Raw genomic sequence first — 22,640 nt, forward strand, 5'->3', positions numbered from 1 at the left:
ATTTTTTTTATTAAAGCCAGAAACTATATAATGAATATGGAGGAGAGAGGTAAGAATGTTTATATTGAATGTAAACGGAAAAGAAGTGCAATGTGAACAGGATAAATCTTTGCTATCTTTTTTAAGAGATGATTTACGCATTACTTCTGCAAAGGACGGATGCAGTGAAGGTGCCTGCGGTACCTGTACGGTGCTTGTGGATGGGAAAGCGGTCAAGGCCTGTGTACAGAAAGCGTCTAAATTTGTTGGGAAGAAAGTGCTTACGGTAGAAGGATTAAGTGAAAGAGAAAAAGAAGTTTATGAACATTGTTTTGCGGAAGCGGGTGCGGTGCAATGTGGATTCTGTATACCGGGTATGATAATTTGTGCAAAGTCTTTACTGGATGTGAATCTTGCTCCAACAATTGAGGATGTTAAGAAAGCAATCAAAGGAAATATTTGCCGTTGCACCGGCTATAAAAAAATTGAAGAAGCAATCCTGATGGCTGCCGATTTTTTCAGAGATAACAAGCCAATTCCCGTACAACCGAAAGAATTGAAGATGAATCAGCACTTTAAGAGAATCGATGCGGTAGAAAAGATAAATGGTACAGGTATATATGTAGATGATATTGAGATGGAAGGAATGCTGTATGCAAAAGGGGTTCGTTCCAAGTATCCAAGAGCCCTTATTAATAAAATAGATATCTCCAAAGCCCTTGCTCATCCGGATTGTATACGTATTCTTTTGAAAAAAGATGTTCCTGATAATAAAATAGGACATATCAAGCAGGATTGGGATGTTATGAGGGGCGAAGGAGACATTACCAGATACGTTGGTGATGTACTGGCACTGGTTGCTACGGATAAAAAGGATAAATTAGATGAGATATGTAATCTGGTGGAAATTGATTATACGGAATTAAAACCAGTTACTACACCGGAAGATGCCTTAAAATATGATGCACCATTGATTCATGATGATGGTAATATTATGAGCCGTGCAGGGCTTGTACGTGGGGATGCAGATACGGCTATCAGGAATTCAAAATACGTTGTTACTACAAAATATAAAACGTCCTGGCAGGAACACGGTTTTATGGAACCGGAATGTGCCATTGCCTTGCCGGAGGGGGAAGATGGATTACTGCTATATACCAGCAGTCAGTCAATTTATGATGAGCAGAGAGAAGTCTCTAAAATGTTGAAAGTGGAACCGGAAAAAATTCATGTACATGCCGCATTAGTAGGTGGAGGCTTCGGTGGTAAAGAGGACATGAGTGTTCAGCAATATGCAGCTCTGATGGCATGGTATACCAAGAAGCCGGTAAAAGTTAAATTTACGAGGCAAGAAAGCCTGGATTATCATGTGAAACGTCATCCGATGGAAATGGAATTCACCATGTCCTGCGATGAAAATGGATATTTTACAGGAATGAAAGGACTTATTATAGCAGATACCGGCGCCTACGCCTCACTTGGAGGACCGGTTCTTCATCGTGCATGTACTCATGCAGCAGGACCGTATAATTTCCAGAACATTGATATATATGGCATGTCCGTATATACCAACAATGTGGTAAGTGGAGCGTTCCGTGGATTCGGTGTTACCCAAAGCTGCTTTGCAACAGAGAATAATATAAATCTACTGGCTGAAAAAGCCGGCATCTCACCTTGGGAAATCCGCCACAGGAATGCAATTCGTCCCGGACAGACCTTACCAAACGGACAAATTGCAGATGATAGTGTTGCATTAGCGGAATGTTTGGAAGCAGTCAAAGAAGTTTATGAAAATAATCCTTATGCAGGTATCGCCTGCGGATTCAAGAATAGCGGAACCGGTATGGGTAAGAAGGATATTGGACGTGTTATCCTTTCTATTGAAGAGGGTAAAGTTCATGTACGTACTTCCGCCTCCTGTATGGGGCAGGGCATTGGACAAATGTGTGCAACTATACTGTGTGATGTGTCCGGTATTGATCCAGCCATAATTGTGCATGAGCATGCTGATACAGAACGTACGCCAAATTCCGGTACCAGTACCGCATCAAGACAGACGGTTGTTACCGGAGAAGCAACCCGCAGGGTGGCAGAAAAGCTAAAAATAGAGTTGAATAAAGGACTTACTATAAAGGATCTGGAAGGAAGAGAATTTTATGGTGAATATTCAGCCCAAACAGATCCTTTAGGAGCAATCAAGGAAAATCCTATTAGTCATGTAAGCTACAGTTACGGGGTACAGGTTGTTATTCTGAATGAAGAAGGCAGATGTGAAAAGGTAGTGGCAGCCTATGATGTTGGTACACCTGTTAATATCCAATCGGTAGAAGGACAAATTGAAGGCGGAATGGTAATGGGGCTGGGATATGGAATGACAGAGGAATTCAAGTGTGAAGAAGGATATCCGAAATCCAAACTTGGAACCATTGGTTTTATGAGGGCTCCGGAAACACCCGAATTGGAAGTGAAACTGGTAAAGGCAAAAGGACAGATTCCCGAGGCCCTTGGGGCAAAAGGTTGTGGGGAACTGTGCATGATTCCTACTGCGCCTGCATGTTCTCATGCATACTACCGCCTGGACGGAAAACTTCGTACCCAGCTTCCCTTAAGGGATACTTATTATAACAAGAAGAAATAGCGGCCGAAAAGGCGCCAAAGCGCCGGAATAGGGGATATTATGAATATATGTGGAGTGGTTACAGCAGCAGGCCTTTCCAGCCGTATGGGAGATTTTAAGCCTTTAATGTCTATCAATGGTATAACAATGATTGAACGGACAATTGACAGTATGTTGAAAGCAGGAATAGAGCAGGTTGTTGTTGTACTTGGTTACCGGGGTGAAGAAGTAAAAAAACTGATAACCGAAAAGTACTCTGCTAAGAGGGTAATAACTGCATTCAATGAAGAATATTTTACTACGGATATGCTATGCTCTATTAAAATTGGAATCAGTACACTAAAAAAATGTGATGCATTTTATATTCTGCCGGGAGATATGCCTGCTATAAATATGCGTACGTTTCAGACAATGAAAGAGGCGCTTGATAATCCGGGTATCTTAGTAGTGGTTCCCACGTTACATGACCGCAGAAAGCATCCGCCATTAGTACGGTGGAGCTGCATACCGGATATCATGGATTACAATGGTGCAGAAGGCTTGAGAGGGGTATGGAATCAACTGGGAGATAAATTACTTGAAGTGCCCATTCAGGATATGGGTTGTGGAATGGATGCTGATACAAAGCAGGACTTTAGCCGGATAGAACGATATTTAGTGCCATTTACTGCTGAACAGGCATATTTGTAAAAAGAAGTACCAATAAAGGTAACGCTGAAACTTATTATAAATAAAAATTAAAAACATTTATATGAATTGGAGAAGGAGGATTTAGCATGGAACCTATTAGTAAGTCGGTTGTCAAGAAAGACCATTTTGCCAAGGTGAGCGGTCAGGCAATGTATGTTGCTGACTATCCCCAGGAGGGTGTACTGTTTGGTAAATTTCTACGCTCATCAAAAGCAAAAGCCAGAATTGTAACTGTAACAGTTCCTAAATTACCAGAAGGATATTTCACGGTAGACAAGAATGATGTGCCGGGAATTAACCGGGTAGCCATTGTTAAGGATGATACCCCGGTATATGCAAATGAAACCGTTGAATACATAGGTGAACCTATACTTATGGTGGTGGGGCCGGTTGAAAAAGAAGTCTTAAGAATTCTTTCAGAGATCGTTGTAGAATATGAAGAATTAGAGCCTGTTGTTGATATTCGTAAGTTTGATACGGTATTCTTCGATTATAATTATGGAAAAGGTGATGTGGAAAAGGCTTTTGCAGAGGCAGATAAAATATATGAAGAAGAATTTGAAACAGGTTATCAGGAACAAGCATACCTTGAAACCCAGGGATTAATGGCAAGAGTTCACAGCGATGGAAAAGTAACAGTGAATGGTTCCATGCAGTGTCCTTATTATGTACACGGTGCTGTGGCGAAAGCCATGGGATTTGAGGCAAGTAAAGTTCAGATTATTCAGGATGTTACCGGAGGGGGATTTGGAGGTAAAGAAGCATATCCATCCATTCTGGCATGTCAGGTTGCTGTTGCCGCATACAAGGCAAAGAAGCCGGTAAGAGTGGTATTTGATAGAAGAGAAGATATGGAATTCACAAGTAAACGTCATCCTTCCTTAAACAGATACAAAGTAGCGGTAAAGGATAATAAAGTTACAGCTATGGATATTGATGTTTTATTTAACGGAGGTGCGTACACTACCTTATCCGCAGTTGTTCTGCAAAGAGGTATTATTTGTTCTAATGGTGTATACAATATAGACAATTTGCGTGTCAGAGGACGTGCTGTAAAGACCAACACAGTTCCCTGCGGCGCATACCGTGGTTTTGGTGCACCTCAGACTTTCTTTTCTGTAGAAATGATGATGAATCATATTGCAAATGATTTAAGTATCGAACCATTAACTTTTAAGAAGATGCATCTTGTAAAACAGGGTGATCCTACTTCCACAAGCGGAAAATACCATTTCCCAGTTCCTGTTCCTGCAATGATTGAAGAGATTGAAAAAGCAAGTGATTTCAGTAAAAAGCATGCACTTTACAGTAAACCTCAGAGCGGACGATACAGAAGAGGGATTGGAATCTCCTTATACTTCCATGGTGCAGGCTTTACCGGCAGCGGGGAAAGGGACATTATTAAAGCTGTTACAAAGCTGCACAAATATCCGGACGGTACCGTAGAGATTCTGGCAAGTAATTCCGACATCGGCCAGGGACTTAAAACCACTTTCTCAAAAATAGTTGCAAATGAACTGAATATTCCACTGGAAAGAGTTATTTGTGAAAATCCCGATACGGACAGAGTTCCTGATTCAGGCCCAACCGTTGCTTCCCGTTCCCTGATGACGGTTGGTGAACTTTTAAGAAAAGCTGCCATTAAGCTTCGCTCCCAATGGGTTGAGGGAGAAGATCAGATTGTGGAAGAACATTTCAAAGAACCGGACTTCGTGATACCATTTTATATTGATAAATTCCAGGGAGATGCTTATCCTACCTATGCCTGGGGTGTGGTTGCAGTTGAAGTGGAGGTAGATACACTAACGGCAACCAATCAGGTCCTTGGTGCATGGGGAAGCTTTGATGTTGGTACTCCGATTGATATGAATATTGTGGTAGGACAGATGGAAGGAGGACTTATGCAGGGTATTGGATATTCCTCTATGGAATATATGGCAACCGACAGCCAAGGCAGAATCCGGAATAACAGTTTCAGCGATTACATCATTCCTACGGCAGTGGACGTTCCCAATCTTGAGGTAATTATGCATGTTGAGAAATATCCACTTGGACCATATGGTGCGAAAGGAGCTGGAGAATTACCTTTGGTTGGTGTTCCTGGTGCTTATGTGGAAGCATTGGAACAGGCAGTGGATTCGAAATTAAACCATGCTCCATTTACATACGAGGATACCATGAAGGTTCTTAAGGAGGCTAAGAGATGAATAATGTAATCAAATTTATATTGAATGGAGAAGAAACGACCTATACCGGCAGTGCAGATAATCGATTATTAGATGTATTACGGGATGAATATAAATTGACAGGAGTAAAATGCGGCTGTAATGAAGGAGAATGCGGAGCCTGTTCCGTGCTTATGGAAGGAAGCCTCATAAACTCCTGTATGGTTGCAATGGGAAGAGTCAATGGATTAAAGGTTGTTACCATTGAAGGCTTTAGTAAAACAGAACGTTTTTCAGCTTTGGAAAAAGGCTTTGCAGCGGTGTCAGCTGTTCAGTGTGGCTTTTGCATTCCCGGCATGATTCTGGCAGGAGAGGCTATCTTATCTAAAAATCCTCATCCAACAGAAGACGAAATCAGAGAAGGTATTTCAGGCAATTTATGCCGTTGTACCGGATATAATGCAATTGTGAAAGCTATTAATATAGCAGCAAAGGAGGGAAATGGATTATGGTAAACGGTTATCAACCAGTCTCTCTGCAGGAAGCACTTAACATAAAAGCAGAACATAGAGTAACAATATATGGGGGCGGAACTGACCTTATGGTTGGAAAGGATAAGCCTGATACTTATTTATTTGTGAACCTGATTCCGGAAATGAAAAATATAATAGAAGATCAGGACTATATTAGAATCGGTGCAGCAGCAACTTTTACGGAAGTGTTGGAAAATAGCCTGACATCTCAGATTCTTAAGGATGCAATATCCCTTATTGCAGCTCCTGCAATCCGTAATCTGGGTACCATGGGAGGCAACATCGGAAATGGCTCGGCTAAAGCCGACAGCGTTCTGATTCACTATGCTGCGGATGCCAAACTGCGTCTGGCAAGTGTCCGGGGTGAACGTATTGTTAATATTGATGCATTCTATCTTGGACGTAAGAAACTGGATCTGGCAGAAGATGAATTGATTGTAGAGATTCTTTTGCCAAAGAACGGTCTTGATAATTACTATTACCAGAAGGTTGGAGGAAGAAAGGCGCTTGCTATTTCTAAAGTAGCTTTCGTGGGTATATTTGGTATGGAGGGAGACAGAATTTCTAAATTAAGTATAGCCTTTGGTGCAGTTGCAGATACCGTTCTTCGCTTTAAGGAAATTGAAGCAATCATGATCGGAAAAACACTGGAAGAGGCAAAAGCACAGAAACAGGTTTTTCTTGATGCATATGAAAAAGCAATTGTTCCAATTAGCGGCCGTGTGTCTTCTGAGTACCGTAAAGAAACATGTCTTAACCTGCTGAATGATTTTTTACAGCAGAATCATATATAATCAGGTGCTGCTGACAAATGGGGGCCAATTATAGGGCAGAGAAAGAATTTAATCACTTTATTAAGAGATAATGGAAAAGTCCATGAACCATTTTAAAAAGTTCATGGACTTTTTCCCTTTCTATAGCAAATCTTTTTCAGCTTTTAAGAATTTGTGCTTTTTAAATGAAACTCCTCTACCATACCTTGTAATACCTTGGATTGTTCCGCTAATTGTTCTGAAGAAGAAGCACTTTCCTGGGACATGGCAGCATTTTCTTGAATAATCGAAGAGATAAGATCAATCCCTTTGGTTATCTGATCTAATGAATCTGCCTGCCGAACAGTTGCATCTGAAATTTCAACAATGCTATCTACTAATTCTTTTGTTTTTATGGAAGATATATTTAATTTTTCAGCGGTCTCATCTACGATTGCTTTACCTTTTTCTACAGCCTGAATGGAGGAATGAATTAAATCCGAGGATATCTTGGCCGCTTCAGCACTTTCATTTGCAAGTTTTCCAACTTCATCAGCAACTACAGCAAAACCCTTTCCGGCTTCGCCTGCTCTGGCAGCCTCGATGGATGCATTCAGGGATAGCAAATTTGTCTGTGCAGCTATTCCTTCTATGGTATTTATAATCGCCTTTATCTTATTTGAGCAGTCTGCTATATCCAGCATAGAATCCACTACTATTTTCATTTGCTCGTTACTCATTTCAATTTCATTACCTACTAATTGAGCCATGGCATTAGCATCTTGGGCGTTCTTTGCATTTCTTTCTACTTCTTCCGCCACATCGGTAATGGTTGCCTGTAATTCCTCTACTGAACCAGCCTGATCAGTTGCACCCTGAGATAGCGTCTGTGCCCCATCTGAGATTTGATCAGCACCACAGGACACTTGTAATGCACTTTCTTTCAAATAATTCATTACCTCATTCAGGTGGATCATAATACCGTTTATGGAAGTTTTAATGCTGGATAATTCCCCTACATATTCTGCTCCTGGATCGGCGGTAAGATTTTTATTAGCAACTTCATTCAATACGTTACTTATATCCGAAATAACAGATTTCAAAACCCGTTTCATCTGATGAATAGAACCTATCATTCTTCCAACCTCAGATTCATCTTCCACCAATGGAAATTCTTCAGAAAAATTTCCTGCTGCTATCAAACTCATTTGTTTTTCAACTTGTATGATTGGCTGGAGCAATTGGGTATTAGCAAAGCGGATTAAAAAAAGTACGTGTTTTATTATGACCAGAAAACATAGAATAACGATCCCTTCACACATAAATACTAATACTTGTGATATAGTAGCCTTTCGGCTCATTCTTGAATTGATTGCATCAATCAGCTTATCAGATAGCTCATTAATTTCAGTAACAGTATTTCCATATGATTCACCAAAAACAGATTTTACTGCTGTTTCATAATCACCTGCAGAACCTGATTTAAATGCGTCGGTTTCTAAAGGAACTAAATCATTGGATAAAGTAGATATTTTATTAATATAATCCCATTCCTTATCCGTCAATCCGATTTTATCCATTTTTTCTAAAGCGTGATCACGGTTCTTGTCTTCATTTAATTCTGCCAGATAATCATCATAATACTTTTTTTCTCCACTAGTGGCAAAGAACTGGACATCATAGGTCAATCTTTTTGAGGCTAATCGATATTGGTTAGTAGATTTTGTTAATTGATTCTGATCTTCCAAAGCATTTCTCATAAAAATACTTAGTATAATTGCAAGTAGAAAAGCGATTGATCCCGATATTAAGAGAATTACCATCTTTGCTGTCATTTGTTTCATAATAACTGACTGTTTTACTGATTTTGGCTTAAGTGTCATATGTATTCCTCCGTTTGCAATTTGTCTATATTAATAAAATTTATTAATATCTCATATAATATTGGATCATAGCTTATTAAGTGTACTTTAAAATATGTTAAAAAATATATAAGGTAATAATTATTACCTTATATATCGACAAAATACGACGTTGTTTTTATATCAAAATCGTTTATATATCAAGTTTTTATTTTCAAAAATAAGTGTGAGTAAATCGCGTTTGGAGGTGCTTATAGTTTCGAACCGTTTGGATGCAATTTCAATGCCTCTTCTAAAGCTTTTCTGCAGTCATGCATAATAAAAGAGAAAATTTTCATATGTTATTTGTAATGCAGGGAAATGGTATTATGTTCATGAAATTAAAAATTATTTTTTACTGTTGTTCTAAATACCGCAATTTCCTCACCTTTATTTGATATTTTCAATATATCAAATAAAGCACTATAAATGCTGATTAATACAACATTTATAATGCTTTTTATTTAAGCCTTATATTAAAAGTTACCGTGTGATCACAGGATGCTTCACAGTAAAACAATATTACTTTATAGAATATCCATATATAATAGTCCCAAAAAAGTATTTTAAATATACTCATAAGACTATTATGGAGCAAAGTAGCAAAAAGAAACTCCTTCCCTGCTGATAACAATCTATTTTGAAGAAAAGTCTGTAAAGTACGATGAAAATGAAATTGTAAATATTTAATATTTTAACTTTATAAATTTTGGAAGCATATTCTTAACAAAGTTTTCAAATGCCTCTTCGTCCTGCTTTAATTTAAGATTAGAATACCCCATTACAGCTTGTGCTGTTGGTTTTACACTGGAAGACGTACTACTTTCAATCATAATAAAGCAGGCAGGCTCTGCTACAAGGCGTGCACTATTAGATTCACAGATAATCAGGGTGCCTTTTGGTACCAATTTTAATGCTTCTTCTAATGCTTCTCTTATATTTTCTTTAAGCGCGCGGATAAGATAAACATGTCTGGCACCTGCTTTTTTTAATAACATGGTATCTTTTGTTCCTTTGCCAATTTCCTCTGTTATATCAAAGCATCCTTTTAATCCTTTGCATATACCGCAGCCTTTACCACCTCTGGGGCATATATCGCCTTGATTATGTACGGTAATTAGTTTGAATGCAATAATAGGAAACTTATCTTTATATTCATCAATAATCCCGGGAGCAAGGGTTGTTTTTCCACTATTCCGCCCTGTTGCACCAATTAGTATCATTTGCTTTACTTGCAGAAGTTCTGCTTTCTCTGAATTCATATGTAGCTCCAATCTTTCAATAAATATATAAAGTAGGGTTGATAATTAATTTTCAATCTTGATACTTTTTCCTCAATTAAAACTGCATATATTATAGCAGTTTCCCAATTAAGTTACAATATGGATGAATGGGTTAATAAATTGTTCAGTTAGTATAAGCACCTTATATACGAAACAAATAAAAAATGAAGGTATTTTTTATAAAGAAAATAAGCGGGAAAACCAGCCTGTTCAACTAGAAAGAATATGATAAAAATTTAACAAGAATCTTTACATGCTAGGGATAATTTGGTATCATTTTAGAGAGTGGTCCTAAATATATGAATTCTGACAAAGTAGATGGCTATGACAGCTGCTTTGTTAAATTATGAATAAAACAGGTAGGAGATGAAGTTAATGAGTAGAAAAAGATATGGTCAAGGTATTGCTTTAGGTGCAATGTGTGTTTTATCTCTGGGGATAATTTTTAGTATGAAAACAATGAAAGAGCAGGGGACGGTTGCCGCTAGCGGTACACCAGTAGATGTGGTCGGAATGAATGCGGATACATATCAGGTGAAAGAATTACATAAACTGGAGGATGGAAGCTATGTTGTATATGGAGCGGCGAAAGGATTTGCAGGTGATATAGAAACTGCGGCAACCTTTGATGAAACCGGAGAGAATATCTTATCTTTGAAAGTTCTATCCCAAGGAGAAACAGATGGAATAGGCAGTAAGGTAACGGAAGATGAATTTATAAGCCAGTTTCATAATATTGCAGTTCCTATTAAAGTTGCAGATTTAGAAGTGGTATCACCAACTACAGGAAAGGTGAATACTTCAGGAGAAGCTGCTGCAACAACAGAATTAGCTGATGAAAATTATAGTTCTATAGAATGGAATCCGGAGGATACCTCACCAGAAGCTAATGCAATGCGTACGTTATATGATTCCGGTTTGCTGGCAAGTTCTAAGAAAGGTGAAAAGCTATCCACACCAATTACTGACTTATCACCGGAAGAACAGGCGAAGGCAAAACTGCAAAAAGCGAATCTGTTAGTAAGTGCAAGTGAAGATGAACCGACAGGAGAACCAGTGACTGTCACGGATGTAGATGCAGTGTCAGGCGCAACGGTTTCTTCAAAAGCGGTTGCTACTACAATTAATAACGGGTATTTCTTTTTAAAGGAAGCAGTATTAAAGTAACAGAAGCTTCTTATGTAAAAAGGGAAAACTGTCATAGACAGGATTTGTGCATAATAAATTTGGAAATGGTTTAATCGTTATATAGATGGTTTGTAAATTAGTAATCATTTATTTGGGTTACTGAGTGAAACCATCTATATTCTATTTAGCAAATCTATCAATATACATAGATTTAATTTTAAGGAAGGGAGGAAATTAATATGAAAAAAGAAATTAGTATTAAAGGATCAAATTATAGGGGGTACCTTCTCCTATAAGATAATGAAGGAGATAATATGAAAAGCATAGTTACAGATAGATTAATTATTAGAAAGTTTGAACAAAATGACTGGCAGGATTTATATGAATACTTGTCAGATAAAGAAGTTGTTAAATTTGAGCCATATGATATTTATTCGGAAGAACAGGCTAAAGAAGAAGCAATAGAAAGGTCAAAGAGTGAATCATTCTATGCCGTTTGTTTAAAGGAAAATGAAAAAGTAATAGGAAACTTATATCTGGATAAAGGAGACTTTGATACTTGGGAATTAGGATTTGTATTTAACAGGAAGTATCAAGGGCAAGGTTATGCCACAGAAAGTGCCAAAGCATTGCTTGATTATGCCTTTACACATTTAGGAGCAAGGCGCATCGCAGCCATGTGTAATCCCAAGAATAGCCCTTCGTGGAAATTGCTTGAACGCGTACATATGAGACGGGAGGGTTTGCTTTTGCAAAATATCTATTTTAAAACAAATAGCAATGGTGAGCCTATATGGGTTGATACTTACGAATATGCCATATTGAAAGAAGAATGGTATAAATAGGTTTATAATATAGCTTTATAAATAAAAAACCATGGTGCATACCAAGTGCATCATGGTTTTTTAGAAAGCAGATTTCTATTATCTACTTATAGTAGTTAATTGTTTTATATTATAAAAGTTTCCCCTCATTATTATGTATGGCTTTCGCTCATAACTCGCTTTTTCTTTTTGCTTTTATCTACTATAGTACATATTAATATACTTAATTCTAATAAGATTGTCATAGGAACTCCCAGCATTATTTGTGTTACAACATCTGGTGGAGTAATAATTGCAGCAATGATAAATATAATTAAAATTAATACACCATGGCTTTTTTTCAAAAAGGCAGGTTTTAAAATACCAAGTAGTGATAATAAGAAAGCGACTACAGGTAATTCAAATACGACTCCAAAGCATAATAACATTGTATTACAAAAAGAAATAAAGCTTTTGATTGATACAGCTGCAGTTACTGTTTCCAAACTTATCCTCATAAAAAAGTCTAAGGTGATGGGAAGCGCAACATAATAGCAAAACAACACGCCACCAACAAAGAAAAAGAATCCAAAAAACAGGGATAAAAGGACGTATAGTTTTTCTTTTTTATAAAGTCCAGAGGATACAAACATCCAAATCTGTAAAATAGTTATAGGGGAACATAAGACAATAGCACAGGTTAGTGCTAATTCTATACATGCCATAAAGTTCTCAGAGGGTGATAGATATACGAACTGCATCCCCGGGTTTAAGTTTAAAATGTATTGTATCAAAGTTCTCGCAAATTGATAACAGACCAATGCAGCACCAATATTTACAACTAAAATGATGATTAACCTTTTCCTAAGTGCAGCCAAATGTTCCACCAGTTTATTGGTCTTTTTCGTTAAATCCATATCTGTCACCTTAAGCGTTTTTGTCGTTTTCTATAGTATCTTCTGTAATGCTATTTAGATCCTTTTTTACCTGAGAAGTACCCTTCTTAAATTCTTGAATTGCTTCTCCCAAAGAACGTCCAACTTGCGGAAGTTTACTAGGTCCAAAGACAACCAAAGCAATACAAAGGATTAGAATTAATTCAAAAGGTCCCAATCTTCCAAACATAACAATTACCTCATTTCCATTTATTTGTTAAATCAGTTTTAAGTTCTACATTATTATACATTAGATATACTATAAAATCAATAAATATTTGTCCAGAATGTTAAAAAAATAACGAAATCATATTGACTAACTATGTTATGTCGATATACAATAAAGAAGTTAAAAAATATTGCACAGGGCTTGAACTTTCCTGTATTTTAGCGGGTGGAGTTCAATGCAATATGAAAGAGACATAAATATAATAAAATTACTAGATTGGAGGTTTTTTTATGTCTAACGATGTAAAGGAGAGCTTCTTTGACAAACAAATGACAAGGAGGCAATTCTTAAAAGTTTCGGGGAAAAGCATAGCAGGACTTACTGTTACTGCAACAATGCTTTCCCTATTTGGTTGCTCGCAGCAAGAAATTGATGATGAACAAGTAGCAACCTGGGCACTCCCTCAAGGCCTACTAGTGGTAAACTCTGCAAAATGTACTGGTTGTGAAAGATGCGAAAACAATTGTACATTAGTAAACGATGGGGAAATATCTACTTATATTTCAAGAGTTAAAGTAAGTCGTAACCTACATATTCATGGAAAAGACGGAATGTATAATGGCAGTTTTACATACTATCCGGATACCTGCCGTCAATGTAAAGATCCTGCTTGTGGAAATGCATGTCCTCAAAAGGCCATCATTGCTAATGGTCAAGGGACAAGGGTGGTAGATGAATCCAAATGTGTTGGTTGTGGAGCTTGTGTAGAAGCCTGTCCATGGCATATGCCAGCCGTGAATCCGGAAACAAACAAATCAAGCAAATGTATTGCATGTGGTGCGTGCGCAGCAGGATGTCCAAGCGGTGCTTTGGCTATCATTTCTTGGGATGAAGTAACTGCAGCTGCTCAAGCTATTGTATAAGGAGGGATAAATTATGGCAACATACGGATGGGCTGGAAAAATTCTTCGTGTTAACTTAACGACAGGGAAAATTACAACAGAAGATTCAACAAGATACCAGGATTATATTGGTGGCATGGGTATGGGCTACCGAATTATATATGAAGAAGTACCTTTAGAAACAAAACCATATGATGAAGGATCCAAATTTGTCATGGGAGTAGGGCCATTAACAGGTTCCAGTGTACCATGTTCAGGAAGAATGAATATTTCCTTCTTATCACCATGGTCAAAAGGAAACTCCGTTATTGATGCACATATGGGCGGACATATTGGATCACGTATTAAATATGCAGGTTATGACGCCATTGTAGTAGAAGGTAAATCTTCTGCACCGGTATATCTTAAGATAGACGATGATAAAGTAACCTTAGAAAACGCATCCCATATCTGGGGAAAAGGAACTTTTGAGGCCAATAGAATTATGACGGAAGAGAATGGCCGTGAGTTTGAAACAGCAGCTATTGGCCCTGCAGGGGAGAACCTGGTGAATTATTCCACCATTAATACTTCCTTCGGTAATTCAGGGGGCGGTGGAATCGGTGCCATAATGGGAAGTAAAAAATTAAAAGGTATTGCAGTGCGTGGAACCGGCTCGGTTAAAGTTGCAGATCCTCAAAGATTAATGGAGTTAAATAACTACATGCTAAAAGATCTGATTGGTGCTAACAACAATCATAACGTTCCTGCAGTTCCTCAAAGCTGGGCAGAATATTCTGCAGTAGGCGGAAAAAATCGTTGGTCAGGTGCTCCCGGCCGTCAGTGGAAGAAAGCAGAAGGTGGACCTATTGACATGGGAGAACAGCCATGCGGCGATATTAATAAGATTGCATATCGCTGCTTAAAAGGTGTATTTGACCATGGTGAAGTTGCATCGAATTACATAATAAAGCAAGGCGGATGTACTTCTTGTCCAATTCGCTGTTACACCCAATATGAAATGGATCCTCTTGCAGATTTTGATCTTCCCGTTCATGTATCCAACACTTGTGTTCCTATCCTTTATGGATTTATGTTTTATCCAAGCGGTGTTAAAGATTTTGAATATGAAGGAGATGCAAGCCTGGTTATGAGCGGCGCGACATCACATGCACTGGATGATATGGGATTATGGTGTAACTATGCCAACCTTTATAGAGATTTTAACTGGTTATGTGTATCCGGCAAGATTAAAGAAGTGCTTCCGAAAGCAGAATATGACAGCCTTCCCTGGGAATGGGAAAAGAGCAGTGATCCTCGCTGGGCTGTAGAAATTATTCGCCGTATTGCTTATAAAGAAGGCGAACTTGCAACTTTAGGTGAAGGTACACTTGCCATGGTTGAAAAATGGAAACTTGGAAAAGAATACTTTGATAAGGTGGATTCCAACAACACTAACATTACTTATAATGGTTATCCAAAACATCATGCAAATGAAGATTCCGGTCAAATCGGTTTGTTATTCAACCTAATGTACAATCGTGACTGTATGATTCATCATTTAACCAATGTTGAGAATTCCGGCGCTCCTTACGAAGTAACGAAAGCAACCATGGAAGGCTTCTTTGGTAAAGGCTGTTACGATAATAAAAAAGCTTATGCTCCTATGAACCGTAATAAAGCCAAAGTAGCTAAATGGGCATTTAACGGAAAACAATTCCACGATAGTGCTACTTTATGTAACTGGATGTGGCCAATGACACAATCACCGTCTAAAGAAAGAAATTATGTTGGTGATTTAAATCTGGAAGCCGACTTTATGGCAGCTGTTACTGGTGTAAACTATACAAGGGAAAGTCTTGAATTTGCATCAGAACGTATATCGCAAATGCTTCGTGCTATGACAGCAATTTCGTTTAATATTGCCTTTGGAGATACTAGTCTACGTGACACACACGATGCGATTCCTGATTGGGTATTTGATCAAGATCCTGATTTTGAAGCATTTGAAGAAGGAACTTATAAGATGGGCCGTGAAGATATGGAACTTGCAAAGGACTATTTCTATGAAGAAATGGGCTGGGATGTAAAAACCGGTATTCCTACCAGAAAAACTCTTGAGAAATTTGGTCTAGGAGATATGGCAGACGATTTGGAAGCTAGAGGAATTCTTCCTAGATAAATAAGGTAAATCATTATATTTAGTTCAATAATTTATTGATAGTGCAGCCTTGATATAGGAGGCTGGTACATAGAAAGAGGTTTTAACATGTTATTTGGAAGAAAGAAACCGGGTTTTGTAAAGATTGAAGAAATCGATAAAGCTGCAAATAACTCATCAGAAGAAACAATTAAGGATGTTACAGAGAGTAAAGCTTCAGTAAATGTGGGTGACAAAGCGTCAACAGTGCCTGCAGCCGAGCTTGAAGAAGGAGATTCCAACAAATCTACGGAAAAACCTGATTTACTGGAATACCTTTCTGCTTTGCCTGATGCAGAAGATGAATTTGCAGATGTTGTGGAACCTGAAGATCAAAACGAAGCTGAAAAAGAAGAAATGTCAGAAGCAAGGAAGTTGGCAGATTATATACGTCTTCGCTCAGCTGCCGGTAATTTAACCAAATATGCTTCTTTAAAAGAAGAGATAGAGGAGGTAGATCAACTTCTTATGGAAATAAAGGAAGATGAAGCCTGTAAAGACATTGTATATAAGGAAGGTCAGAAGGATAAATATTTTTATTCAAAGTTGAATATGAGCGATAATTATGCTATGATAACATCATTAGTAGAAGATAAAGACTTGGTCACCACCATAGTCAATATGGTACGATTTAATAGTAAAACATATCCGGCGCCAACTCCCATCACCTACTTTGAAAGACATCCTTATTATGCAAGCAGACCTCAGATAGAAAGGGCTTGTTCGGTTCTTTCCGGTAAAGAAGAAAATAGTGATATAGAACGATTTACCAATAACAAAAATGTTGATTTTCTATTCTCTACAAAATTCATGACACCAAAGTATGCCAAGGCATTAGCACATGAGGATGATTTCATAGACTAATTATTAACGAATACAATTTAATAATAAACTCCGAGCAAAAGCATCTAAGGAGAATTCTAGGATGCTTCGCCTAAGCAAAGAATTTGCTTTTGGGTTGAGGTGGAAACGCATCAGCCTTCCGTGTTTGAAAAGGAGTATTTAGTTAGAGACTGCAGGAGCAGACTCTAGTCTTCATACTGCCTTTTCTGTAATAGAGAAGGCAGTTTTTTACATTGTAGAAGAGCAGGTATGCAGCCTTAGAAGCTAAGGCCAGTAAGCTTTAATCTCTGGTCTCTCCGGGAAAGGAAGGTAACATAATGAAATTAATCAACACCCTAGATGCAGTGGGTCATGTACTGTGCCATGATATTACAAGAATTGTTAAAGATGTAGAAAAAGGTGTGGCATTTCATAAAGGTCATGTAGTAAAAGAAGAGGATATACCGGTTTTATTATCCATAGGCAAGGAACATCTTTATGTATGGGAGAAAAATAGTAATTTATTGCATGAAGATGAAGCAGCAGAAATTTTATACGATGTTTGTAAAAATGAGAATATGACTCGTTCGGAAACGAAAGAGGGAAAAATTGAGTTATTTGCCGGATGTGACGGTTTGTTTATAGTTGATGTGGATAGATTGGAAGCCATTAATTCCATGGATAATATGATGATAGCAACCAGACATACCAATTATCCGGTAAAAAAAGGTGATAAATTAGCGGGAACCAGAATTATTCCCTTAGTAATAGAAAAAGAAAAAATGGATGAGGTTAAGGAAGTCGCAGGACCGGAACCTTTGTTAAAACTGCTGCCATACCCAAAGAGAAAGGCAGGTATTGTAACTACAGGAAGCGAAGTATTTTATGGACGTATCAAAGATACCTTTACCCCTGTGGTTGTGAATAAATTATCCCAGTATAATATAGAAACAGTGGAACACGTTATAGTAAATGATGAAATGGATAACATTGTGACGGCAATTAAAGAATTAAAGGAAAAAGGTGTGGACTTGATTGTCTGTACCGGTGGAATGAGCGTAGACCCTGACGACCGTACCCCTGGTGCTATCAAGGCAAGTGGAGCCGGTATTATTTCCTATGGTGCGCCGGTATTGCCGGGTGCGATGTTTTTAATGGGATATTTTGAAGATGGAACCCCGATTATGGGACTGCCGGGTTGTGTTATGTATGCAAAAGCAACGATCTTTGACTTGGTACTCCCAAGAGTTGCAGCAGGTTTAAAAATAGAGAAAAAGGATTTGGTAAAATTGGGACATGGCGGGCTATGTCTTAGCTGTAAAGTCTGTACTTTCCCAGAATGCGGCTTCGGGAAAGGCGTGTAAGAATGGAACAAATAGGAATAGAATTGGAACAGGCAGTTGAAATTATTTTAAATACCGGAAACAGGATGAAAAGGACCCAGTTTGTTTTTACCAAAGAGGCAAATGGGAGAATATTAGCTGAAGATATATATGCTTCTTTTGATAATCCGCCTTTTCATCGTTCTCCCTTAGATGGTTTTGCTCTCCGTTCCAAAGACTTGGTGGGGGCTTCTAAGGAAATGCCAAAACCTATTCAGGTTATTGATACCGTTTATGCGGGAGGCTTCTGTAGCCGGACATTAAATCAAGGAGAAGCTGTCCGAATTATGACAGGAGCACCTATACCTGATGGAGCCGACTGTGTTATACGGCTGGAGGACATAAATGGAGGATTTAATGAGGAGAATACTCTCATATTGGTTGACAGAGAATTAGAACAGTATGAGAATTTCTGCTTTAAAGGGGAGGATGTAAAGAAGGGTACCCTTCTACTGAAAAAAGGTGTTAAGCTAACCTATATTGAACAAGGAATTCTATCTTCCTTAGGTGTTGAGCAGGTAAAAGTATATGATAAATTAAGAGCTGCAGTATTTGCAACTGGAGACGAACTGATAGAGCCTGGGACAGAATTAAAACCGGGAAAAATATATGACTCCAATCTGTTAATGCTATATGCAAGACTTTGTGAGTTTGGCATTACTCCCGTTATTGCAAAGCATCTATCCGATGAGCCGGAGAAAGTTGCCGATGCAATAAAACAGAGCTGTGAAAGGGTGGATCTTGTTATAACTACTGGGGGCGTATCCGTAGGTGATAAAGATATATTCCATGAAGTATTACCTATACTTAAGGCGGAAAGACTTTTTTGGAAAGTGAATTTAAAGCCGGGCACACCAGCAATGTTTGCTATTTATGAAGGAGTACCTATGTTTCATTTATCCGGTAATCCATTTGCAGCAGCTACTACTTTTGAATTATTAGTAAGACCATACCTTGCCAAGGCAGGCAGGGATGAATCTTTATATACAGTGAGAAAAAGAGCAGTATTAGAGGATGATTTCATAAAAATAAGTAATGGCAGGAGATTTATACGCGGAAAAATGGAAGAGGGAAAGGTATCCATCCCCCCTGCTGCAAAACATTCCTCCGGTATGCTGGCATCTATGGCTGGATGTAATTGCCTGATAGATATACCGACAGGCAGCGGGGAATTGTATAAGGGCAGTGAGGTTGAGATTCTCTTATTATAAGAAACCTTTAATAAGTCCTAATAGTAAGGAGTATTTATGGAGAATAAGTTAAATCATTTTGATAATGATGGGAATGCAATCATGGTAGATGTATCAGGTAAACAGGATACCTCCAGAACTGCTATAGCAAAAGGCAGAATTCTGGTAAATGATGCGGTAATGAATGCCATTGTGAATAAAGAAGTTAAAAAGGGCGATGTGCTTGGAGTGGCAAGAGTGGCAGGAATTATGGCTGTTAAACGGACTTGGGAGCTGATTCCTATGTGCCACCCCCTAATGATTCAAAAGTGCAGCATTGATTTTGAAATAGATCAGAAAAATAATTCCATTACTGTTATAAGCACCGTTAAAGTTGAAGGAAAAACAGGTGTTGAAATGGAAGCACTAACCGGTGTTCAAATTGCCTTATTGACCATATATGATATGTGCAAAGCTATTGATAAATCGATGGAGATGACAAATATACATCTGGTTCAGAAAACCGGAGGAAAAAGCGGTACTTTCATTAATTTAAATTCACGTAATAGTGAAAGCTGATCTTATTGAGATTAAAATCGCAAAAGAGAGATAGATATACCTGCTGCTTTGAGTATAGGGAGGAGGCGATTAGGTGGTAGATAATTATAACAGAGTTATTGATTATATTCGTATATCCATTACGGACAGATGTAATCTAAGATGTATTTATTGCATGCCAAAAGAAGGCATGGAATTCATACCACATGAAAATATATTAACTTATGAAGAAATTATTCGCCTCTGTAAGTGTTTTGCCAGTTTGGGTATGAGCAAGGTAAAGCTGACAGGAGGAGAACCTTTGGTTCGAAAGAATCTGTCTTATTTGGTGAAGGAGATTAAGAATATCAGCGGCATACAAAATGTTACCCTTACTACCAATGGAATCTTACTTGCGGAACAAATAGAAGATTTGGTACAGGCAGGTATTGACGCGGTAAATGTAAGCCTTGATACTTTAGATCCGGATCAATTTGAACAACTGACCAGATTTCGTAAACTAGATCAGGTTTTGGAAGGAATAGAAGAAACACTTAAGTACACTGATATTGCCCTAAAAATAAATTGTGTTCCCTTAAGAGAGGATTATAATAACATATTGTCAATGGTTTCTCTTGCAAAAAATCAGAAACTTCATGTGAGATTTATTGAAGTTATGCCAATTGGGCTGGGGAAAGATTTAAAGGGGTTGACAGAAGAGAATATCAAAGAAATCATAGAAAAAGAGTATGGAACTCTCACACCCTATAAAACATCTATAGGAAATGGCCCTTGCCATTATTACAGTTTGGAAGGATTTCAAGGGAAAATCGGATTTATCAGCGCAATAAGCCATCAATTCTGTGATTCCTGCAATCGTGTCCGGCTTACCTCAGAAGGATATTTGAAAAATTGCCTTCAATATGCCAATGGCATTGATTTAAAATCCTTAATGCGACAGGGAATCAGTGATGAGGAACTTATAGGGGCGATTCGGGAAGCCATCTCCCATAAACCGAAGGAACATCATTTTAATGAAGTTGTTAATAAAGAGAAAGATAATTTATCTAATATCCAAAATGATATTAGTAAAAATATAGACCAGGAACTGGAAAGCCGCAGAATGTCTCAAATAGGCGGATAATAGGAGCAAGTGTGAATTATTGAAATACCTAATTCACACCCCCTGATTTATGGCAGTGCCGCATCTGCAAGCAGACATGGCATGCAATGGGAGCAAGTGTGAAGAAAAAAATCCTCCTGCTTCATTATTTGAGATACCGCAATGGGGCATTATGTTTGGAAGGCTGAAAGAATCCATTTTTCAACCTATGAAAGGAGCAGGGTTATAAATATGGGAAAAGTTATTGCAGTTTGTATTAGTGAAAAAAAAGGTACTCAAAAAGTAAATGTACATACTGCTACATTTATTGAGAATTATGGTATAGAAAAAGATGCTCATGCAGGTAACTGGCATAGACAGGTTAGTTTAATATCAAAAGAAAAGATAGATGCATTTAATGAGCGTGGTGCTAAGGTTGAAGACGGTGCATTTGGTGAAAATCTAATTGTAGATGGATTTGATTTTAAGAACCTTCCTATCGGAACTGTCTTTCAGTGTAATGATGTAGTTCTTGAAATGACTCAGATTGGAAAGGAGTGCCATTCCCACTGTGAGATTTATAAAAGAGTTGGAGATTGTATTATGCCTAGAGAAGGTGTATTTGCGATAGTAAAACACGGAGGGACTATTTCCGAAGGAGATGAAATGGTTATTCTCACAGAAGGAGCTAACGCATAATTTTAGCATTGAGTGAAGAAAATACTATAGATGGGAGGGAGACATCAAAATGATTCGAGTTGGCATCATTACAGCTAGTGACAAAGGTTCTGTTGGACAACGTGTGGACACTAGCAGTGGCGTTATACGTGAGATTGTTGAAAACCAAGGCTGGAAAGTAACAGAATACGAGATATTGCCAGATGAACAGCAACAGCTGGAACAGAAAATGATAGACTTGTGCGATAATAATAAAGTGGATTTACTTCTAACAACTGGAGGCACTGGATTCTCTAAAAGAGATGTAACCCCAGAAGCTACTCTTGCAGTTGCAGAACGATTGGTTCCTGGTATAGGGGAAGCAATGCGTTATTACAGCCTTCAGATTACAAAACATGCCATGTTAAGCCGTGGTATTGCAGCCATTCGAGGAGGTACACTAATTATCAATCTTCCCGGAAGTCCTAAAGGTGTAAAAGAAAATCTGGAAGTTATTATAGATGGATTAGGACATGGACTTGACATCTTAAAAGGTGAAGCATCTGAGTGCGGGCAACCGGCAGAAATAAAATAATCATTCAGAATTTATAAGTGAAGTATCACTTATATTGTCTCTCGGAATCTTTCGGAATAAAGCAGCCTGTAGAGTAGGTGAACATTGAAAAATAAGTATATCCATGGAATTCAGTGAGTAACGATAAATTTTAAAATTAACAAAACTTTAATAATGAAATCGAAAATATATTTTAGAATGGTACTGTATTAAGTTAAGCGGACTTGCCTTAGGCATTTTTAAAAATGATTTGTAAGGTAAGTCCCAGGCTCAAGGTGCAGTATCATGATGCAATATCTGATGATGGAGACCGTTTCAAAGTCCGTGTAAACTCAAAAAACTGACATAAAATTTTAATAGT

At 38.0% G+C, this 22,640-nt stretch carries 20 protein-coding genes and 1 riboswitch; of the genes, 16 read left to right on the forward strand and 4 right to left on the reverse strand.

Annotation, left to right across the window (positions count from 1 at the left end):
* Nucleotides 1-55 precede the first annotated feature (55 nt).
* The 5 genes from xdh to RT261_RS19425 all read left to right on the forward strand — a co-directional run bounded on the left by xdh (nucleotide 56) and on the right by RT261_RS19425 (nucleotide 6,778).
* Nucleotides 56-2,617 carry a selenium-dependent xanthine dehydrogenase gene (gene xdh, locus RT261_RS19405; protein ID WP_313134782.1) on the forward strand — a complete coding sequence of 854 codons (2,562 nt, stop codon included), beginning with the start codon at nucleotides 56-58 and terminating at the stop codon, nucleotides 2,615-2,617.
* Between the two features lie 39 nt (nucleotides 2,618-2,656).
* Nucleotides 2,657-3,286 carry a nucleotidyltransferase family protein gene (locus RT261_RS19410; RefSeq protein ID WP_313134783.1) on the forward strand — a complete coding sequence of 210 codons (630 nt, stop codon included), beginning with the start codon at nucleotides 2,657-2,659 and terminating at the stop codon, nucleotides 3,284-3,286.
* Between the two features lie 86 nt (nucleotides 3,287-3,372).
* Nucleotides 3,373-5,493 carry a xanthine dehydrogenase family protein molybdopterin-binding subunit gene (locus RT261_RS19415; protein WP_313134784.1) on the forward strand — a complete coding sequence of 707 codons (2,121 nt, stop codon included), beginning with the start codon at nucleotides 3,373-3,375 and terminating at the stop codon, nucleotides 5,491-5,493.
* Nucleotides 5,490-5,966: a (2Fe-2S)-binding protein gene (locus RT261_RS19420; RefSeq protein WP_313134785.1), complete on the forward strand. Its 477-nt coding sequence runs from the start codon at nucleotides 5,490-5,492 to the stop codon at nucleotides 5,964-5,966. The genes RT261_RS19415 and RT261_RS19420 overlap by 4 nt, the downstream gene beginning before the upstream one ends.
* Complete coding sequence (locus RT261_RS19425) at nucleotides 5,960-6,778, forward strand: FAD binding domain-containing protein (RefSeq protein ID WP_313134786.1); 819 nt, start codon at nucleotides 5,960-5,962, stop codon at nucleotides 6,776-6,778. Before RT261_RS19420 ends, RT261_RS19425 begins: the two co-directional genes overlap by 7 nt.
* 143 nt (nucleotides 6,779-6,921) lie before the next feature.
* Here the strand turns inward: RT261_RS19425 and RT261_RS19430 are convergent, their stop codons facing one another.
* Nucleotides 6,922-8,619, reverse strand: a complete 1,698-nt coding sequence (locus RT261_RS19430) for a methyl-accepting chemotaxis protein (protein WP_313134787.1) — start codon at nucleotides 8,617-8,619, stop codon at nucleotides 6,922-6,924.
* Between the two features lie 704 nt (nucleotides 8,620-9,323).
* Nucleotides 9,324-9,899: a hypothetical protein gene (locus tag RT261_RS19435; protein WP_313134788.1), complete on the reverse strand. Its 576-nt coding sequence runs from the start codon at nucleotides 9,897-9,899 to the stop codon at nucleotides 9,324-9,326.
* Nucleotides 9,900-10,295: 396 nt separating this feature from the next.
* Here RT261_RS19435 and RT261_RS19440 point away from each other — a divergent pair, with 396 nt between their 5' ends.
* Both RT261_RS19440 and RT261_RS19445 read left to right on the forward strand, forming a co-directional pair.
* The gene (locus RT261_RS19440; RefSeq protein WP_313134789.1) at nucleotides 10,296-11,087 is read left to right on the forward strand and encodes an FMN-binding protein; all 792 of its coding nucleotides are present in this window, start codon (nucleotides 10,296-10,298) and stop codon (nucleotides 11,085-11,087) included.
* A gap of 275 nt (nucleotides 11,088-11,362) precedes the next feature.
* Nucleotides 11,363-11,893 carry a GNAT family N-acetyltransferase gene (locus RT261_RS19445; RefSeq protein ID WP_313134790.1) on the forward strand — a complete coding sequence of 177 codons (531 nt, stop codon included), beginning with the start codon at nucleotides 11,363-11,365 and terminating at the stop codon, nucleotides 11,891-11,893.
* Between the two features lie 131 nt (nucleotides 11,894-12,024).
* Here RT261_RS19445 and tatC read toward each other — a convergent pair whose 3' ends face one another.
* Nucleotides 12,025-12,768 (reverse strand): twin-arginine translocase subunit TatC, encoded by a 744-nt coding sequence (gene tatC / locus RT261_RS19450; protein WP_313134791.1) that lies wholly within the window; start codon nucleotides 12,766-12,768, stop codon nucleotides 12,025-12,027.
* 10 nt (nucleotides 12,769-12,778) lie between these two features.
* On the reverse strand, nucleotides 12,779-12,976 hold the full coding sequence (locus tag RT261_RS19455) for a Sec-independent protein translocase subunit TatA/TatB (protein WP_313134792.1): 198 nt from the start codon (nucleotides 12,974-12,976) through the stop codon (nucleotides 12,779-12,781).
* Nucleotides 12,977-13,245: 269 nt separating this feature from the next.
* On the opposite strand from RT261_RS19455, the gene RT261_RS19460 reads away from it, so the two are divergent.
* The 9 genes from RT261_RS19460 (at nucleotide 13,246) to RT261_RS19500 (ending at nucleotide 22,300) form a co-directional block, all read left to right on the forward strand.
* A complete protein-coding gene (locus RT261_RS19460; RefSeq protein WP_313134793.1) occupies nucleotides 13,246-13,878 on the forward strand; it encodes a ferredoxin-like protein in 633 nt (210 codons plus the stop codon).
* 13 nt (nucleotides 13,879-13,891) lie between these two features.
* Complete coding sequence (locus RT261_RS19465; protein WP_313134794.1) at nucleotides 13,892-16,018, forward strand: aldehyde ferredoxin oxidoreductase; 2,127 nt, start codon at nucleotides 13,892-13,894, stop codon at nucleotides 16,016-16,018.
* Between the two features lie 87 nt (nucleotides 16,019-16,105).
* Nucleotides 16,106-16,900 (forward strand): hypothetical protein, encoded by a 795-nt coding sequence (locus tag RT261_RS19470; protein ID WP_313134795.1) that lies wholly within the window; start codon nucleotides 16,106-16,108, stop codon nucleotides 16,898-16,900.
* A gap of 16 nt (nucleotides 16,901-16,916) precedes the next feature.
* Nucleotides 16,917-17,051: riboswitch (molybdenum cofactor riboswitch) on the forward strand.
* Between the two features lie 145 nt (nucleotides 17,052-17,196).
* Nucleotides 17,197-18,222, forward strand: coding sequence for a molybdopterin-binding protein (locus RT261_RS19475; protein WP_313134796.1), 1,026 nt, complete (start codon nucleotides 17,197-17,199; stop codon nucleotides 18,220-18,222).
* Nucleotides 18,223-18,224: 2 nt separating this feature from the next.
* A complete protein-coding gene (locus RT261_RS19480; protein ID WP_313134797.1) occupies nucleotides 18,225-19,451 on the forward strand; it encodes a molybdopterin molybdotransferase MoeA in 1,227 nt (408 codons plus the stop codon).
* Nucleotides 19,452-19,487: 36 nt separating this feature from the next.
* Entirely contained in the window at nucleotides 19,488-19,988 is a 501-nt protein-coding gene (gene moaC, locus RT261_RS19485) for a cyclic pyranopterin monophosphate synthase MoaC (RefSeq protein ID WP_313134798.1), read from the forward strand.
* A gap of 73 nt (nucleotides 19,989-20,061) precedes the next feature.
* Nucleotides 20,062-21,090, forward strand: coding sequence for a GTP 3',8-cyclase MoaA (gene moaA, locus RT261_RS19490; protein WP_313134799.1), 1,029 nt, complete (start codon nucleotides 20,062-20,064; stop codon nucleotides 21,088-21,090).
* A 210-nt stretch (nucleotides 21,091-21,300) separates the two neighbouring features.
* Entirely contained in the window at nucleotides 21,301-21,747 is a 447-nt protein-coding gene (locus tag RT261_RS19495) for an MOSC domain-containing protein (protein WP_313134800.1), read from the forward strand.
* Between the two features lie 49 nt (nucleotides 21,748-21,796).
* Complete coding sequence (locus RT261_RS19500; RefSeq protein ID WP_313134801.1) at nucleotides 21,797-22,300, forward strand: MogA/MoaB family molybdenum cofactor biosynthesis protein; 504 nt, start codon at nucleotides 21,797-21,799, stop codon at nucleotides 22,298-22,300.
* The last annotated feature ends 340 nt before the right edge of the window (nucleotides 22,301-22,640 follow it).

It is taken from the genome of Anaerocolumna sp., from assembly GCF_032079385.1.
In the GTDB taxonomy this organism is placed as follows: Bacteria; Bacillota; Clostridia; order Lachnospirales; family Lachnospiraceae; genus Anaerocolumna.

Coding starts and splice junctions, on each gene's coding strand:
- xdh (WP_313134782.1), top strand. CDS start 56: ATGTTTATATTGAATGTAAACGGAAAAGAAGTGCAATGTGAACAGGAT.
- RT261_RS19410 (WP_313134783.1), top strand. CDS start 2,657: ATGAATATATGTGGAGTGGTTACAGCAGCAGGCCTTTCCAGCCGTATG.
- RT261_RS19415 (WP_313134784.1), top strand. CDS start 3,373: ATGGAACCTATTAGTAAGTCGGTTGTCAAGAAAGACCATTTTGCCAAG.
- RT261_RS19420 (WP_313134785.1), top strand. CDS start 5,490: ATGAATAATGTAATCAAATTTATATTGAATGGAGAAGAAACGACCTAT.
- RT261_RS19425 (WP_313134786.1), top strand. CDS start 5,960: ATGGTAAACGGTTATCAACCAGTCTCTCTGCAGGAAGCACTTAACATA.
- RT261_RS19430 (WP_313134787.1), bottom strand. CDS start 8,619: ATGACACTTAAGCCAAAATCAGTAAAACAGTCAGTTATTATGAAACAA.
- RT261_RS19435 (WP_313134788.1), bottom strand. CDS start 9,899: ATGAATTCAGAGAAAGCAGAACTTCTGCAAGTAAAGCAAATGATACTA.
- RT261_RS19440 (WP_313134789.1), top strand. CDS start 10,296: ATGAGTAGAAAAAGATATGGTCAAGGTATTGCTTTAGGTGCAATGTGT.
- RT261_RS19445 (WP_313134790.1), top strand. CDS start 11,363: ATGAAAAGCATAGTTACAGATAGATTAATTATTAGAAAGTTTGAACAA.
- tatC (WP_313134791.1), bottom strand. CDS start 12,768: ATGGATTTAACGAAAAAGACCAATAAACTGGTGGAACATTTGGCTGCA.
- RT261_RS19455 (WP_313134792.1), bottom strand. CDS start 12,976: ATGTTTGGAAGATTGGGACCTTTTGAATTAATTCTAATCCTTTGTATT.
- RT261_RS19460 (WP_313134793.1), top strand. CDS start 13,246: ATGTCTAACGATGTAAAGGAGAGCTTCTTTGACAAACAAATGACAAGG.
- RT261_RS19465 (WP_313134794.1), top strand. CDS start 13,892: ATGGCAACATACGGATGGGCTGGAAAAATTCTTCGTGTTAACTTAACG.
- RT261_RS19470 (WP_313134795.1), top strand. CDS start 16,106: ATGTTATTTGGAAGAAAGAAACCGGGTTTTGTAAAGATTGAAGAAATC.
- RT261_RS19475 (WP_313134796.1), top strand. CDS start 17,197: ATGAAATTAATCAACACCCTAGATGCAGTGGGTCATGTACTGTGCCAT.
- RT261_RS19480 (WP_313134797.1), top strand. CDS start 18,225: ATGGAACAAATAGGAATAGAATTGGAACAGGCAGTTGAAATTATTTTA.
- moaC (WP_313134798.1), top strand. CDS start 19,488: ATGGAGAATAAGTTAAATCATTTTGATAATGATGGGAATGCAATCATG.
- RT261_RS19495 (WP_313134800.1), top strand. CDS start 21,301: ATGGGAAAAGTTATTGCAGTTTGTATTAGTGAAAAAAAAGGTACTCAA.
- RT261_RS19500 (WP_313134801.1), top strand. CDS start 21,797: ATGATTCGAGTTGGCATCATTACAGCTAGTGACAAAGGTTCTGTTGGA.